Source organism: uncultured Chryseobacterium sp., assembly GCF_913776365.1.
Taxonomy (GTDB): domain Bacteria; phylum Bacteroidota; class Bacteroidia; order Flavobacteriales; family Weeksellaceae; genus Chryseobacterium.
Map to the genome: position 1 here is coordinate 1 of NZ_CAJYMO010000254.1, position 13,343 is coordinate 13,343.

Below are 13,343 nucleotides of genomic sequence, written 5' to 3' on the forward strand. Positions count from 1 at the left end.
CAGGCATTATCCTGCTGCCAATGGTATTCCTGCTGAAGGAACCGAAATTTGCTTTCGGTTTTATCGGTATTGTACTCCTGTTTTTTCTGCGGAATTATCTTCTTGCTGAGGTAAAGAATAAGAAGATCTATCATTATACCTATCGCCAGCTGTTTCCGTTCAGGGTTTTCATCTCGCCGAACCCTACCCACGGCAGTTCGGTCAACACTACTTTCGTGCACAGCAAGATTTATGTCATCGACGATGAAATCGCCTACCTGGGATCGATGAATTTTACCGCGAAAGGCATTAAGGAAAACCACGAAACCCGGATCCGGATCACAGATCCCGCAGCAGTCCGTAAAATCGCTGAAGAAGTAGAGCGGCTGTTCGAAAGTTCCGAACTCGCCGAACGCGATCTCCAGTACTGGGGAAGCCAGCTTTATACGGAGCCGATCAACTGAGGGAGCAGGAGAATCTCAATTCTTTTTGCAGGTGGAGGTACTGTCCGCTGCGTTTACCGTCTTTCTCAAGATATAAGGTAATCGCTTTTCGTAGTTCAACTGAATTATGTATTTTTTCCTTATCCTGGATGCATTAAGAAACAGAGTCGTTATAAATTTTTTAAAGAATAAGATATGAGCAGTATAAGCAATATCTAACGTAAAAGAGCGGGATAGAAATACTCAATATGAATAAAATAAATTTTAAAACAAAAAGTCTATTAGACGGAGAGGAAATTACGGGACCGGTAGCTACGGATGATAAATATATATTACTAAGCTTTTTCGTTGGACAATTCCGTTTTTTAGACGATATACAGGAAGTGATAGATGATTTGGAAAATGTAAAAAGCGGGGCAAAAACTTGGGAAGAAATTATTGCGCCTTTGGGGAATAATTGGGATATTGCTTATGGTAATGGGAATTTAGATATAGAAAACGATACCGCATATTTTTTAGCTGAAGACAAAGCGAACCAAAGCTTTAAGATGCCCCTACAGGAGCTTATCGATCTGATGAAAGACTGGAAAGTTTTTATGAGTTAAAATAACAAAAGCAGTCGGTAGTGACTGCTTTTGTTATTTTACAAAAAATGAATCATTTGTAAAAGCCTGTTCCACTTAGATAAGAAACATGATTTCCCGCAGATCATAGTGATGATGCACCTGTAAAAAATTACTGAATCTGCGGGAGTATATTTTTGAATCGTATTAAGATCTGAATGAATATAACATATAAAATGATGATTCTTAAAATACAGATAGGACTAAATACAGTAAGTAAACAGATTTTCAGATTCACCATTCACCCTTCCACACAGCTTAACGCTCTACCAGTTCTTTCACCTGCTCCCCATAGAAATCGGTTTCTGTTTTGTTTATTTTCAGCAACTCGTACCATTTCCGGAAAGCCCCGATGAAAACCACGAGCATCAGCACCATGGCGATCACAGCCAATGTTGCCAGCAGGTATTGCCCTTTCGGGATATAAATGGTGGTTACCTGGATGTAGCCTGCCCAGAATGTGATGATGGCCATGAACACGCCCGGAATGGCTGAGCAGAGTGCATATTTACCGCGGTTCAGGCGGATGAGCATCGTGGTACAGACAATCAGGCCGCAGGCCGCCAGCAGCTGGTTACTGATCCCGAAAAGCGGCCAGATGCTGCTTACATTTCCGGTGAAAACAAGGTAACCCCAGGCAAAAGTGAAGACCAGGCTGCTGATGATAATGCCGGGCATCCAGTTTTTATCGTTGAATTTAGGAATAACGGAGCCGAGCATTTCCTGTAAAAAGAAACGGCCGACTCTTGTTCCGGCATCAATGGCAGTGAGGATGAAAACAGCTTCGAACATGATGGCAAAATTATACCAGTAGGCCATTAGCTGGTCCATATAAGGGATTTTGTTGAAGATGTGGGCCATTCCCACAGCCAGTGATACTGCGCCGCCGGTTCTTCCGTGAAGGTCGATCCCGATTTTTTGCGAAAAATAATCGATGTCCACCCCATGAAGGGAAGGATGGGCGGCCAGGAACGCATCATAAGAATCTTTAGGGGTATTGATGGCAAAATAATCGCCGGGCATCAGGGTACATGCTGCAATCAGGGCCATCAAAGCCACAAAGCCTTCCACCAGCATGGCACCGTAACCTACAAACAGGATTTCCCTTTCGCGGTTCAGCATTTTAGGGGTGGTTCCGGTAGCAATTACGGCGTGGAATCCGGAGATTGCACCACAGGCAATCACAATAAAAATAAAAGGCAGCACCGGACCGCCGATTACCGGACCGCCGCCATGGATAAACTGCGTCAGTGCCGGCATCTGTATGGTAGGATGGATCACGATCACCCCGATGGCCAGCATAATGATCGTGCCGATTTTCAGATAGGTGGAGAGATAGTCCCGGGGAACCAGCAGCAACCATACCGGCAGAACCGAAGCCAGAAATCCGTATAGTGGAATGGCAATGGAGATGGTGGTAATATCCCATGAAAAAAGGCTGTTCATGGTCTCATTCTGCATAAGGCTGTGCCCGCCGATGATTCCTGCAATAAGCAATACGCCGCCCAGGATGCTGGCAAATGTTACTGAATTTTTCCTGTACCGCATGATCAGTCCCATGATAATGGCAATAGGCATGGTAATCACTACGGTGAATAATGACCAGGAAGCTTCATGCATGGCATTGATGCAGGCTAAAGATAGTCCGGCCAGTGTCAGGATCAGGATAAACAAAATGGCAAAACCGGCTACGGTGCCTGTTGTCTTACCTATTTCTTTGGAAGCAATAGTGGCGAGACTTTGTCCTTTGTGGCGCACCGAAGCAAATAAAACCACCATATCATGCACGCCGCCGCCCAGTACACAACCGATCAGGATCCACAAAGCACCGGGAAGATATCCGAACTGGGCAGCCAGAACCGGCCCTACCAGAGGTCCTGCTGCGGCAATCGCAGCGAAATGGTGACCGAAAAGTACATTTTTGTTTGTCGCTACATAATCCTTGCCATCGGCAAATTCTACGGCGGGTGTGGTATTGCCGTCATTCAGTTTCAGGACTTTATTGGCCATAAAGATACCATAGAACCGGTATGCAATGGCAAAAATAAGTACAGAAACGAAAACAATGGTTAAAGCGTTAATGTTATTTAATGAATCCATATCGTACAGTTTTTTTATAAGTGAAAAATTAAATTTTTGAGCGGATTTATTTTGAATATTGTAAATAATCGCCAAGTTAATTATTTTAACGTATAAAATACCGTAATGTATATCAATTTAGCAAAATAACGCTTTTTTAATTGTAATGGATTGATATGTAAACTATTATAAACTAAAGGGTGTATTTAGTTAATCACCGCATTTATTTTTTGCCAGAGCACGTCATCAAAATCAGAAAGTGCTAGGTTCACATTATCTGCCGCGTCACCCATCCGGATGACCACGAGCTTTTTGCCCGGAACCACGTAGATTTTCTGATCATTTTTTCCGAGTGCACAGAACATATCATCCGGTGCATTGGGAATCAATTTTCCGTTGAACTGAATTTGAGTCTGTGGCATATGATAGCTCGTTTTTCCGTTCAGCCACCACAGATAACCGTATGCAAGATTAATATTCTGGGAAGTACTGACGGCATTTTGAAAGTAGGCTGAATTGATGATGGACGTTCCGTTCCAGCTGCCATTGTTTAAAGCCATCAGTCCGAAACGGGCCATACTTCTTGTATTGCTCCAGTAAACGCTGTTGTTTCCATTCTGTATCCAGTTTCCTGTCATCCCGATCTTATCCCTTAACCTGGTATTGAAATATTGAGCCCAGGTCTGGCCGGTTGCTGCTGCCACTACATCCTGAAGCTTTACATACACATTGTGATAGGCCCACCGGGTACCGGCGTCGGCTTTGTACTTTAAATTAGCCGGACTTACATCATCGCCCAGGCTATCGTCCAGTCCTGAAGTCATTGTTAAAAGATTGCGGCAGGTAATCAGATTTTCTTTAGCCGGAGGTTCGCTGGTCCACCCGGTTCCGATATAGGCGGAAACCTTATTATTGATATTTAAAAAACCTTCCTGCTCAGCAATTCCGGTGACTGTGGAAGTAAGGGTTTTTCCTGCGCTTGCCCAGTACCATGGCGTGGAAGAAGTGTGACCTGAAAAATAATTTTCCATCACAATTCTCCCATTCTGAAGGATCATAAAGCTTTTGGAATGTTTGGTCTCAAGATAGTTCAGCAGGTCCTGCACTCTATCCTGATGCCATCCCAGAGAGGATAAAGGCTTTGTTTCCCAGTCATTGTTTCCCGATGGCGGAAAGTACATGGTTCCGGAAGATAAAGGCATCTCATTTGTCTCAGCAGGTGCTCCGGAATCTCCGGAACTGCATCCGTAAATTACTGTACAGAGCACAGTACAAAACAGTAGAATTTTTATATTCATAATACATTAGTTTGAATGATGTATTTTGGATCATAAAAATACGTTTTGGTTAAACAAAAATAGTGCTCAGGGCTAATTTTAATGAGAAATAAAAAAATCCGGAAATTATTTCTTATGATTTTCGATAAAACGAACCATTTCATCGGTAAGCTGATCCAGGTAGGCCTTATCCGTAGTTCCGAAACCATGGATTCCGTCTTTTACTACCACCAGCTGTGTTTCAATATTATTTTTTTTTAGTCTCCGGGCCAGTTTTTTAGAGTGTTTCAGAGGCGCTACCTTATCCTTGTTACCATGGAGTATAAAGGTCGGAATTCCGGTTTCAGTATCATTAATGGGGGAAACGGTTTCCAGATAATCGACGGCTTTTCTTTTTTCGCTGTTAATATCGTATCCGGAAATTCCGAAAACCAGTTTTTTCCTTATTTCCACAATCGGCTTGAAAAACAGGCCGACAATAGAAACAGGAACTTTACCCAGTCTCGTGTGCAGAAGCTTGTTCAGATCCGTAGGCCCGAAATTGTCCACCACATAATTTACTTTAGCGGAATAGGAAGACAGTTCAGGGCTTCCCACATATTCATTGTCCGGCGTATACGCTGCCAGCAGGGAGAGATGCGCACCTGACGAGGCTCCGAAAAAACCGATATTATCAGGATCTAAATGGTATTGGTCCGCATTTTTCCTGACCCAGCGTACCGCGTCTTTGGTGTCTTCTGCAGGCTGTGGGAAATGCACCGTTTCACTCACCAGCGTATAATCTATGCTGATGACGGCATAGTTTTTCTCCACAAGCTTTAAAATGAAGCTTTCAATATAATTATTGGCTCTTATACCTTTATCACCTTTTACCCACGCACCGCCATGAACATAGATGACCACCGGAAGTTTATCCGCGGACTTGTTTTTCGGCCGGTAAATATCCAGAGAAACCGGTTTTCCAAGGGCATTGTTTTTATAGACGATATTCTCGGTAATTGCGGTCCGTTCAGGGAGCAGCGTACTGGGAGGGAGATGTTTTTCAAGCAGTTCCTGGGAAAATCCTGAAGTAAATGCAGTAAAAAGAAAAATAAAAAACAGGTTTAGAGAAAACCTGTATATCATAGTTTGATGAAGCTGTTTCATAAATGCAAATGCCGGTATGTAGGTTTGTACCACAAAAAGCTTATCAAAAGTCTTACCAACGGATAAATATACTCCGGAGAAACCTTTTTACGGTTTACAGAACCAGTTCTCTGAATAAAGTACCGAATGTTTTCTCAAGGTCCCTGGATTTCCCGGGATGCGGTCTGGACGTCTGTACAGAAGCACTTCTTACAGCCGTAAGCCAGCGGAACCGGTCAGGGATATCGAGCAGGGCAATAGGCCCGCCGTCTCTTTTCCCTTCCGCAACTTTTTTAAAACTTTCCAGATTGGTCATGACAGCGCCGTAATCCAGCTTGCTGTGCATCAGCCGGAATTTATCAGGACAAAGATGAAATTCCACTTTGATAAATTTCTCTTTTTTGGAAAACATCACAAGTCCGATGTTGAAAAACTCTTCTCTTTCTACCTTCGGCACCAGGCGGATTACTGCGTATTCGTAAATTTTATCCTCTTGCATTTTTGGCTTCATTTAAAAAGATTTCAGAATGTTCCAGTCTTGTTTTCAGGAAGTTGAAGTAAATGTCACGGATCTCATCGGGGGTTTCATCAGCATCTTTCCATTGCAGCCAGTCCTGCGGAATCAGATCAACGATTTTCCGGAAAGTGCTTTCATTCAGTACCTCTTTGGCAAACCGGTCGGCTTCGTCAAGCCGTGAAGCCTGAGGCAGCAGGACATGATCTTTCACATATCTGAAAGGGGTTTTAGCCGCCGTGTCGAAATTCTGCCACGAATGGTGGAAATAAAAAGAAGCACCGTTGTCAATGATCCACAGTTCTTTATTCCACATCAGCATATTGGTGTTTTTAAAAGTACGGTCGATATTCGTGATAAAGGCGTCGAGCCAGACAATACGGGAAGCCAGCTCAGGATCGACGGTGATGCCCGGATCATAGGTAATAGAGCCGGAAAGGTAATGCAGGCCCAGGTTCAGTCCTTCCGAATTCTTCAGGAGATCCTGGATTTCCTCGTCGGCTTCCGTCCTTCCGAAGTCCACATCCAGGTGGGCAAAAACCAGTTCCGGAATCTTCAGTCCCAGCGCTTCCGTAATTTTCCCGCCCAATAATTCGGAGATCAGCATTTTCACGCCGTGGCCCGCGCCGCGGAATTTGAGCACATATTTAAATTCATCGTCAGCTTCTGCCAGGGCAGGCAGCGATCCTCCCTCCCGCAACGGCAGAATGTAACGCATTACCGTTACCGTTCTTAAATCCAGCATACAGCAAAAATAAGGTTTTCCTTTGTGTTTTATTCTATTTTTAATATTTTTAAGAGGGATTTGGGCCTTTATGCGGAGATGTGACGAAAGGATGACAGAGGTATCGGGTATAAAGGCACCGTAAAAACAGATATTGAATAAAAGAAACGGAATAAAAAAATAGAGTATGGGAATGATAAAAAAGCAGAATATCATAATTTCAAATCCGGAAACCCGGGACTTCCTGGCGGATGCATTTTATCCTGAAGAAGGCAGACAGCTTCCGCTGGCCATCTTTGTGCACGGCTATAAAGGGTATAAAGACTGGGGCGCGTGGAACCTTATGGCAGAAAAATTTGCGGAAGCAGGGTTTTTCTTTGTCAAATTTAATTTTTCCCACAACGGAACTACGGTTACCGATCCGCTGCATTTCGGCGATCTCGAAGCTTTTGGAAATAACAATTACGCTAAAGAACTTTCCGATCTGGGAGCCGTCATTGATTATTTCGCAGGAAACGATAGGATTGATACCGATAAAATCATCCTGATCGGCCACAGCAGGGGCGGCGGGATTTCCATTGTCAAAACCCATGAAGATGAAAGGATCCACGGATTGGTTACGCTGGCCAGTGTTGATACATTGGACCGTTTTCCTAAAGGGGAAGCTTTTGAAAAATGGAAGGAAGAAGGGGTGTACTTTGTTGTAAACGGAAGAACAAAGCAGGAAATGCCGCACTACTACCAGTTTTATGAAGATTACGAAAGAGATAAGCACCGCTTTGATGTGGAAAGGGCTACTGAAATGGCAAAAGCCCACTTCCTGATCGTCCATGGTACCGGGGATGAAAGCGTACCGGTGAAAAATGCCGAACACCTCCATCTGCTGCACCCGAATTCGGAACTGTTTTTAGTGGAAGGCGCAGATCATACTTTCGGTGCCAGGGAACCGTGGGAGTATCCTGAACTCCCCGAAAAGCTGGCTGAAGTAACGGGAAAATGCATCGGTTTCTTACAGGAAAAAATGCAGTAATACATCAATGGTTATCTACTACAGAATTTAAGTAAAGCGTATCGAAAAAATTCATATCTTGGTGAAAAATTATACTTAACTAAAATCCAGATTATTATGAAATCATTACACCAAGCTCAGAAACTAAACCGGGACGCTCAGAAAAACATTATGGGACAGGGACCTTCCTCGTGTCCGCCAACAGGATGCCACCTGTATTCCGTGAAAGACGGAAACGACCGGTGCTTCGTGCTGCCATGCCACACTGTTTACGGAGTGGTAAAACTGGTAAACGGCGCTTATCAGTGCTGTTTCTAAATAAAAAAAAGGCTGTATCAGCATCTGAAACAGCCTTTTTTTTATTTTCGTCTTTTATGTAATCTTCCCGGATCTTTTGGGTTAATAGGTGATTACCGCATTTTTTTTCACTGATTTTAAAAGGCTCATGAAGTTTTTCATGGTCATCATTTCCGTGCCGGGTGTAAAGATGGTGGCTTTCTGGCCTTTATCAACAGAAACTTCCGAATAGGATTTCAGCGAATAGATCTTTTTCAAGGTTTTAATATCATAGACTTCCATCATGGCAAAAGTCTCATTTTTCTGATATTCGTACTGTGTGCCTAGAGCACCGTCCAATCCGTTCCGGACTTTAAAAGTGGATATATTGACGAGATAATCAAAATCAGTATCTGTTTTGAGGGCTTCCAGGGCTTCCAGGTCTTCAGTCTGCGGATCTGCGGGAATAGTACCCTTTATGATATCTCCCTGTTTTACTGTTTCTATAGGGTAAGCCTTGTTATGACTCAGGTTCTGAAAAAGCTCCAGGGTTTTCAGCGCCATCATTTCTCTGTGATGAGAATCGGCAGTGGTTCTGATGGTGTTGATCAGCCATTTTTTATCACCGGAAAACACCAGCGATTTGCTGTAGATGCCATAATCCTTGTGCACCGGATAATAGCATGACTGCAGAAAAACCAGTAAAAAAAGACATAAAACAAATTTTTTCATACCGTCGTTATTGGATCAATAGGCTCCATGCCTCACCAATTTTATTTTCCAGCAATAATTCCTGAGCTTGGCGATGGATATTTTCGTCAGAATGATAATCTCCTTCAGGCAGCACTTCCACATTAGCCAGCATTCCAAGATCATTTCCGGTAAAAATCCGGCTGTATCTGATCGCTTCCGGCAATTGATCAAAGCCAATTCCTTTGGTAACCAATGGTTTAGGAACTTCGAACAGATTGTTTTCATTGTTTCTTGCGTACCAGTTGCTTCCCAAACGGGCCACCATATCCAGCTTTGCCTGATCAAGATTTCCATTCTCATCCAGGTATTCTTCCCGGATATGGATTTTCTGCACTTCACAGATCACCAGGTTTCCGGCACCGCCCTGATCGCCCAAAGATTTTACCTCTAAAACTTTACATTCAAAGTTCACCGGGCATTCTTCTATCAGCTTAGGCTTTACGAGATCGGCATCTTTCATGGTAAGGCCGGATTTAATGAATTCGTTGACGCCGTTACCGTATTCCGTGGAAGCCAGCGAAATCTGTTGTACGATTGGGAAATTTACGGTTCCGATCACCACTTCCGGAACTTCCAGCACATTCTCAAGGGTGTGTTTGGTGGTATTGTCCCGCACCCTTCTGGATGGGGAAAAAATCAGTACCGGCGGCACCGTACTGAACATATTGAAAAAGCTAAACGGCGATAAATTGCTGTTTCCGTCTTGATCAACCGTTGAAGCCAGCGCAATCGGCCGTGGCGAAATAGCCGTTTGCATGACCGTTTGTAACTGTACGGAAGATATTTCTGATGGGATGAGTGTTTTCATTGTTATATTAATTCTTTTAACACATGAGTCACATTAGGTTTTAGATTTTATATCTTGAAAATATTTCAGAACACATAAGATCGAAAATCAAAGATTTTCATTTATTCGAGTGCTTCGAAAATTTTGCTTACAAATGTCTCTGTCCCTTCATTATAAAGATTATAAACATTAAAGTTTATCAATATCGACTTTGGGACTTTCAAGAGATTCATATAATTAATGACCTGTGCTTTGTGAATCTTATTCATTTCTGCAACAGATTTTATTTCCAGAACAATAGCATTTTCGATTAAAAAATCACATTTTACTGTACAGTCAATCTTTACATCTTTATAAATGAGAGGAATCTCAAGTTCACTTTCATACTTTATACCTAATACCTCAAATTCTCTTTCCAGACATTTATGGTAGGCATATTCATAAAGACCGGGACCTGCAATTTTATGAACCTCTATACAAGCACCGATTATCTTATAGGTAAGTTCATTAACATACTTTTTTGTAAGATTCTCCATCTGTTTGTGTTTAAAAATGAAAATCTTTGATTTTCAATCTAATGTGTTCTTTTTCTAACGTCTTTAAAATAAAATCCCTTTGTGACTTATGTGTTTAATATGTTCAACCTTCAAATTATTTGGTTGGGATGATTTTACCGGAAACTTCACCGAAGCCCACTCTTATCCCGTCTTTTTCAGCCCAGGCTTTCATGGTAACGGTATCATTATCATTGATGAATTTCCTTTCTTCCCCGTTGCTCAGCTGGATCGGGTTCTGGCCTCTCCAAGTAAGTTCAAGCATGGAACCGAAGGATTTAGGATCGCTTCCGGAAATGGTTCCGCTGGCATACATATCACCGACTTCCAGATTGCAGCCGTTTACCGTATGGTGGGCCAGCTGCTGGGTCATGTTCCAGTACATGTGTTTGTAGTTGCTTTCGGAGATCAGGTTGTGCTCACCGTTTTCAGGCTGGATATACACTTCAAGGTTGATGTCATAATTTTTATCGCCATCGAATTTCAGGTAGTCCAGTACTTCAGGATCCTGTTTTGGGGAAGCGGTTCTGAAAGGTTCCAGTGCTTCCAGGGTAACCACCCACGGAGAAACCGAAGAACCGAAATTTTTAGCCAGAAATGGTCCGAGCGGAACATATTCCCAAGACTGGATGTCCCTTGCAGACCAGTCATTGAAAATCACCATTCCGAAGATGGCATCTTCTGCCTCTTTGGTGGAAATGCTTTCTCCCATTTCGGTATTTTTATTGATGATGAAGGCCATCTCCAGCTCGAAATCCAATTGTTTGCAAGGCCCGAACACCGGCTGATCGGCATCGGCAGGCTTCATCTGGCCTTTCGGACGGTTGATTTCCGTTCCGGATACCACGATAGAAGAGGCTCTTCCATGATATCCCACCGGAAGATGTTTCCAGTTTGGCAATAAAGCGTTGGCCGGATCCCTGAACATTTTTCCTACATTGGTGGCGTGTTCGATGCTGCTGTAAAAATCCGTGTAATTCGGTATGTGTACCGGCATCATCATTTTAACCTGGTCCAAGTCGTAGAAAGCTTCTTCGATGGTCTTTTCATCTTTCGACAAAATGGAGCCTTCCTGAAGAAGTTCCTGAATTCTGGTCCGTACCGCGTTAGTTACAGGTTTTCCCAGTTCGATAAATTCATTTAAAGTATAAGCTTCAAAGATATTATCCTCAAGACCTTCGATGTCTTCAAAATAAGCCAGGTCGTATAAAGTGGCCAGGTCGATTACCTGATCCCCGATTCTTGTACAGCAGGCGATAAATTCTTTGTTAAACACGGCTACCCCGAAAGGAATGTTGTGTATGGAAAAATCTGAATCTGCTGTGTATTCTACAAATGATTTCATAAGCTTATAATTTTAATTTGGATTACGGTCGTAGTATATAATTTCACAATGAACACAAAATACACAATTTCTGCCGGATGTACAGGTTGTTCCTTATGGTTTGTGAAATATTTAAGACCCTTAAGTTTTCTTTAAGTATGCGGGACAGAAGCCTGAAAATTTCTTCCGTACATCGCAGGAACTGAAAGCGGCTGTTATTTTTTAGATTTTATTTTTGAGAAAGATTCTTCATCGATCCAGCGGTCGCGGGTATTGATGTCGATCAGGTACAGGATGTTGTCCTGCCGGGTCAGGAGCAGGGTTTTGGCTACGGGAACCGGAACCTTTTTATTTTCCAGCATATCGGCCCTCAATGAAATGATGTTTTTCCGGCTTCTTACGATATCGCCGGAGAAGACGTTGGATGTGCTCTGTCCGGTAGATTTATCATCAAAAACTTCCACATAGGTAACCTTATTTCCTTTGATTACGATAAAATCCCGTTCGGTATGGTCGGCCTCATCTTTTACGAAAACAAACTTTTTGTTGTCGATATTTACGGCTTCCAGATTCTGGTTGATGCCTTTTCTTTCTTCAAGTCGCCGGATAATACCGTCCAGGGAGCTGTATTGGGCTTTTATGCCGGCTGTAGCTGTCATCAAAGCAATCCCTATGAAAAATTTTCTCATATGTGTAGGTCTGTATAAAAAAGTTTTGCCAGGACTGTTCATCCTGACAAAACGGTATATGATTGTTAAAAATTAAAGATTTCCTCTTTTCTCCTGTTCTCTTTCAAGGGCTTCAAATAATGCTTTGAAGTTTCCTGCGCCGAAACTCTGTGCTCCGTGTCTTTCGATGATTTCGAAGAACAGGGTAGGGCGGTCTTCTACCGGCTTCGTGAAAATCTGTAAAAGGTATCCTTCTTCATCGTGGTCGATCAGGATTCCAAGGTCCTGCAGTTTTTTAAGATCTTCATCAATGTGTCCCACTCTTTCAGGAACCATGTCGTAATACGCTTCCGGTGGAGCAGAAAGGAACTCAACGCCCCGTTTTTTCAGTTCGGTTACGGTGTGGATGATGTCTTTTGTGGCTACGGCAATATGTTGTACCCCTTCACCTTCATAAAAATCAAGGTATTCTTCCACCTGAGATTTCTTCTTTCCTTCAGCAGGCTCGTTGATCGGGAATTTGGCATATCCGTTTCCGTTGGACATTACTTTAGACATTAAAGCCGAATATTCGGTATTGATCTGCTTGTCATCGAAAGAAAGGATGTTTACGAATCCCATTACTTTCTCGTACCATTCAACGGTAGGAACCATTCTGTCCCAATCTACGTTTCCTACACAGTGGTCAACATATAAAAGTCCGGCTTCTTCTGGATTGTAAGCACTTTCCCACTTTTCATAACCCGGCATGAAAGCACCGTTGTAGTTCTTTCTTTCCACAAACATGTGTATGGTTTCTCCGTAGGTATAGATTCCGGACATTCTTACTTCACCATGCTCGTCGGTAAGGGTAACAGGCTCAAGATAAGGTTTTCCGCCTCTTTTGGTGGTTTCTTCAAAAGCTGAATAAGCATCGTCTACCCAAAGGGCCAGAATTTTTACTCCGTCACCGTGTTTTTTTACGTGCTCATTGATTGGGGAATCCGATTTTAATCCGGTCGTAAGAACCAGCCTGATTTTTCCCTGCTGAAGAACATATGAAGCACGGTCTCTCACGCCTGTCTCAGGTCCTGCATACGCTACAGACTGAAACCCGAAAGCGGTCTTGTAGTAATGCGCGGCCTGCTTGGCATTCCCTACATAAAACTCAATATAATCGGTACCGTTGATCGGCAAAAAATTCTCTGCCTGAGCAATCTTTTCGGCAA

At 42.9% G+C, this 13,343-nt stretch carries 15 protein-coding genes; 4 read left to right on the plus strand and 11 right to left on the minus strand.

Annotation, left to right across the window (positions count from 1 at the left end):
* Both QZ735_RS13025 and QZ735_RS13030 read left to right on the plus strand, forming a co-directional pair.
* On the plus strand, nucleotides 1-443 hold a 443-nt coding region (locus tag QZ735_RS13025; protein WP_294249180.1), incomplete at its 5' end, for a phospholipase D family protein.
* Nucleotides 444-670: 227 nt separating this feature from the next.
* Complete coding sequence (locus QZ735_RS13030; protein WP_294249182.1) at nucleotides 671-1,027, plus strand: hypothetical protein; 357 nt, start codon at nucleotides 671-673, stop codon at nucleotides 1,025-1,027.
* A 276-nt stretch (nucleotides 1,028-1,303) separates the two neighbouring features.
* Here QZ735_RS13030 and QZ735_RS13035 read toward each other — a convergent pair whose 3' ends face one another.
* The 5 genes from QZ735_RS13035 to QZ735_RS13055 form a co-directional block, all read right to left on the minus strand.
* Nucleotides 1,304-3,145, minus strand: a complete 1,842-nt coding sequence (locus QZ735_RS13035) for a carbon starvation protein A (RefSeq protein ID WP_294249184.1) — start codon at nucleotides 3,143-3,145, stop codon at nucleotides 1,304-1,306.
* Between the two features lie 185 nt (nucleotides 3,146-3,330).
* Nucleotides 3,331-4,422, minus strand: coding sequence for a serine hydrolase (locus tag QZ735_RS13040; RefSeq protein WP_294249186.1), 1,092 nt, complete (start codon nucleotides 4,420-4,422; stop codon nucleotides 3,331-3,333).
* A 105-nt stretch (nucleotides 4,423-4,527) separates the two neighbouring features.
* Nucleotides 4,528-5,526, minus strand: a complete 999-nt coding sequence (locus QZ735_RS13045) for an alpha/beta hydrolase (protein WP_294249188.1) — start codon at nucleotides 5,524-5,526, stop codon at nucleotides 4,528-4,530.
* A gap of 115 nt (nucleotides 5,527-5,641) precedes the next feature.
* Nucleotides 5,642-6,025, minus strand: coding sequence for a DUF3037 domain-containing protein (locus QZ735_RS13050; RefSeq protein WP_294249209.1), 384 nt, complete (start codon nucleotides 6,023-6,025; stop codon nucleotides 5,642-5,644).
* Nucleotides 6,012-6,785 (minus strand): HipA family kinase, encoded by a 774-nt coding sequence (locus QZ735_RS13055; RefSeq protein ID WP_294249190.1) that lies wholly within the window; start codon nucleotides 6,783-6,785, stop codon nucleotides 6,012-6,014. Before QZ735_RS13055 ends, QZ735_RS13050 begins: the two co-directional genes overlap by 14 nt.
* A 166-nt stretch (nucleotides 6,786-6,951) precedes the next feature.
* Here QZ735_RS13055 and QZ735_RS13060 point away from each other — a divergent pair, with 166 nt between their 5' ends.
* Nucleotides 6,952-7,794 carry an alpha/beta fold hydrolase gene (locus tag QZ735_RS13060; RefSeq protein ID WP_294249192.1) on the plus strand — a complete coding sequence of 281 codons (843 nt, stop codon included), beginning with the start codon at nucleotides 6,952-6,954 and terminating at the stop codon, nucleotides 7,792-7,794.
* Nucleotides 7,795-7,890: 96 nt separating this feature from the next.
* Entirely contained in the window at nucleotides 7,891-8,091 is a 201-nt protein-coding gene (locus QZ735_RS13065; RefSeq protein WP_294249195.1) for a hypothetical protein, read from the plus strand.
* Between the two features lie 81 nt (nucleotides 8,092-8,172).
* Here the strand turns inward: QZ735_RS13065 and QZ735_RS13070 are convergent, their stop codons facing one another.
* The 6 genes from QZ735_RS13070 to hppD all read right to left on the minus strand — a co-directional run.
* On the minus strand, nucleotides 8,173-8,781 hold the full coding sequence (locus tag QZ735_RS13070) for a hypothetical protein (RefSeq protein WP_294249197.1): 609 nt from the start codon (nucleotides 8,779-8,781) through the stop codon (nucleotides 8,173-8,175).
* A gap of 7 nt (nucleotides 8,782-8,788) precedes the next feature.
* A complete protein-coding gene (locus QZ735_RS13075; RefSeq protein ID WP_294249199.1) occupies nucleotides 8,789-9,610 on the minus strand; it encodes a flavin reductase family protein in 822 nt (273 codons plus the stop codon).
* 101 nt (nucleotides 9,611-9,711) lie between these two features.
* Nucleotides 9,712-10,125 (minus strand): GxxExxY protein, encoded by a 414-nt coding sequence (locus QZ735_RS13080; protein ID WP_294249200.1) that lies wholly within the window; start codon nucleotides 10,123-10,125, stop codon nucleotides 9,712-9,714.
* Between the two features lie 115 nt (nucleotides 10,126-10,240).
* Nucleotides 10,241-11,488 (minus strand): fumarylacetoacetase, encoded by a 1,248-nt coding sequence (gene fahA / locus QZ735_RS13085; RefSeq protein WP_294249202.1) that lies wholly within the window; start codon nucleotides 11,486-11,488, stop codon nucleotides 10,241-10,243.
* 194 nt (nucleotides 11,489-11,682) lie between these two features.
* Nucleotides 11,683-12,156 (minus strand): hypothetical protein, encoded by a 474-nt coding sequence (locus QZ735_RS13090; protein ID WP_294249205.1) that lies wholly within the window; start codon nucleotides 12,154-12,156, stop codon nucleotides 11,683-11,685.
* 72 nt (nucleotides 12,157-12,228) lie between these two features.
* Nucleotides 12,229-13,343 (minus strand): 4-hydroxyphenylpyruvate dioxygenase (gene hppD / locus QZ735_RS13095; RefSeq protein ID WP_294249207.1); only part of this gene is annotated, 1,115 nt, incomplete at its 5' end.

Bases quoted from the DNA above. Each gene is read 5' to 3' on its own strand.
- QZ735_RS13090 (WP_294249205.1), bottom strand. From the start codon at position 12,156: ATGAGAAAATTTTTCATAGGGATTGCTTTGATGACAGCTACAGCCGGC.
- QZ735_RS13045 (WP_294249188.1), bottom strand. From the start codon at position 5,526: ATGATATACAGGTTTTCTCTAAACCTGTTTTTTATTTTTCTTTTTACT.
- QZ735_RS13060 (WP_294249192.1), top strand. From the start codon at position 6,952: ATGGGAATGATAAAAAAGCAGAATATCATAATTTCAAATCCGGAAACC.
- QZ735_RS13075 (WP_294249199.1), bottom strand. From the start codon at position 9,610: ATGAAAACACTCATCCCATCAGAAATATCTTCCGTACAGTTACAAACG.
- QZ735_RS13030 (WP_294249182.1), top strand. From the start codon at position 671: ATGAATAAAATAAATTTTAAAACAAAAAGTCTATTAGACGGAGAGGAA.
- QZ735_RS13040 (WP_294249186.1), bottom strand. From the start codon at position 4,422: ATGAATATAAAAATTCTACTGTTTTGTACTGTGCTCTGTACAGTAATT.
- QZ735_RS13070 (WP_294249197.1), bottom strand. From the start codon at position 8,781: ATGAAAAAATTTGTTTTATGTCTTTTTTTACTGGTTTTTCTGCAGTCA.
- QZ735_RS13080 (WP_294249200.1), bottom strand. From the start codon at position 10,125: ATGGAGAATCTTACAAAAAAGTATGTTAATGAACTTACCTATAAGATA.
- QZ735_RS13065 (WP_294249195.1), top strand. From the start codon at position 7,891: ATGAAATCATTACACCAAGCTCAGAAACTAAACCGGGACGCTCAGAAA.
- QZ735_RS13050 (WP_294249209.1), bottom strand. From the start codon at position 6,025: ATGCAAGAGGATAAAATTTACGAATACGCAGTAATCCGCCTGGTGCCG.
- QZ735_RS13035 (WP_294249184.1), bottom strand. From the start codon at position 3,145: ATGGATTCATTAAATAACATTAACGCTTTAACCATTGTTTTCGTTTCT.
- QZ735_RS13055 (WP_294249190.1), bottom strand. From the start codon at position 6,785: ATGCTGGATTTAAGAACGGTAACGGTAATGCGTTACATTCTGCCGTTG.
- fahA (WP_294249202.1), bottom strand. From the start codon at position 11,488: ATGAAATCATTTGTAGAATACACAGCAGATTCAGATTTTTCCATACAC.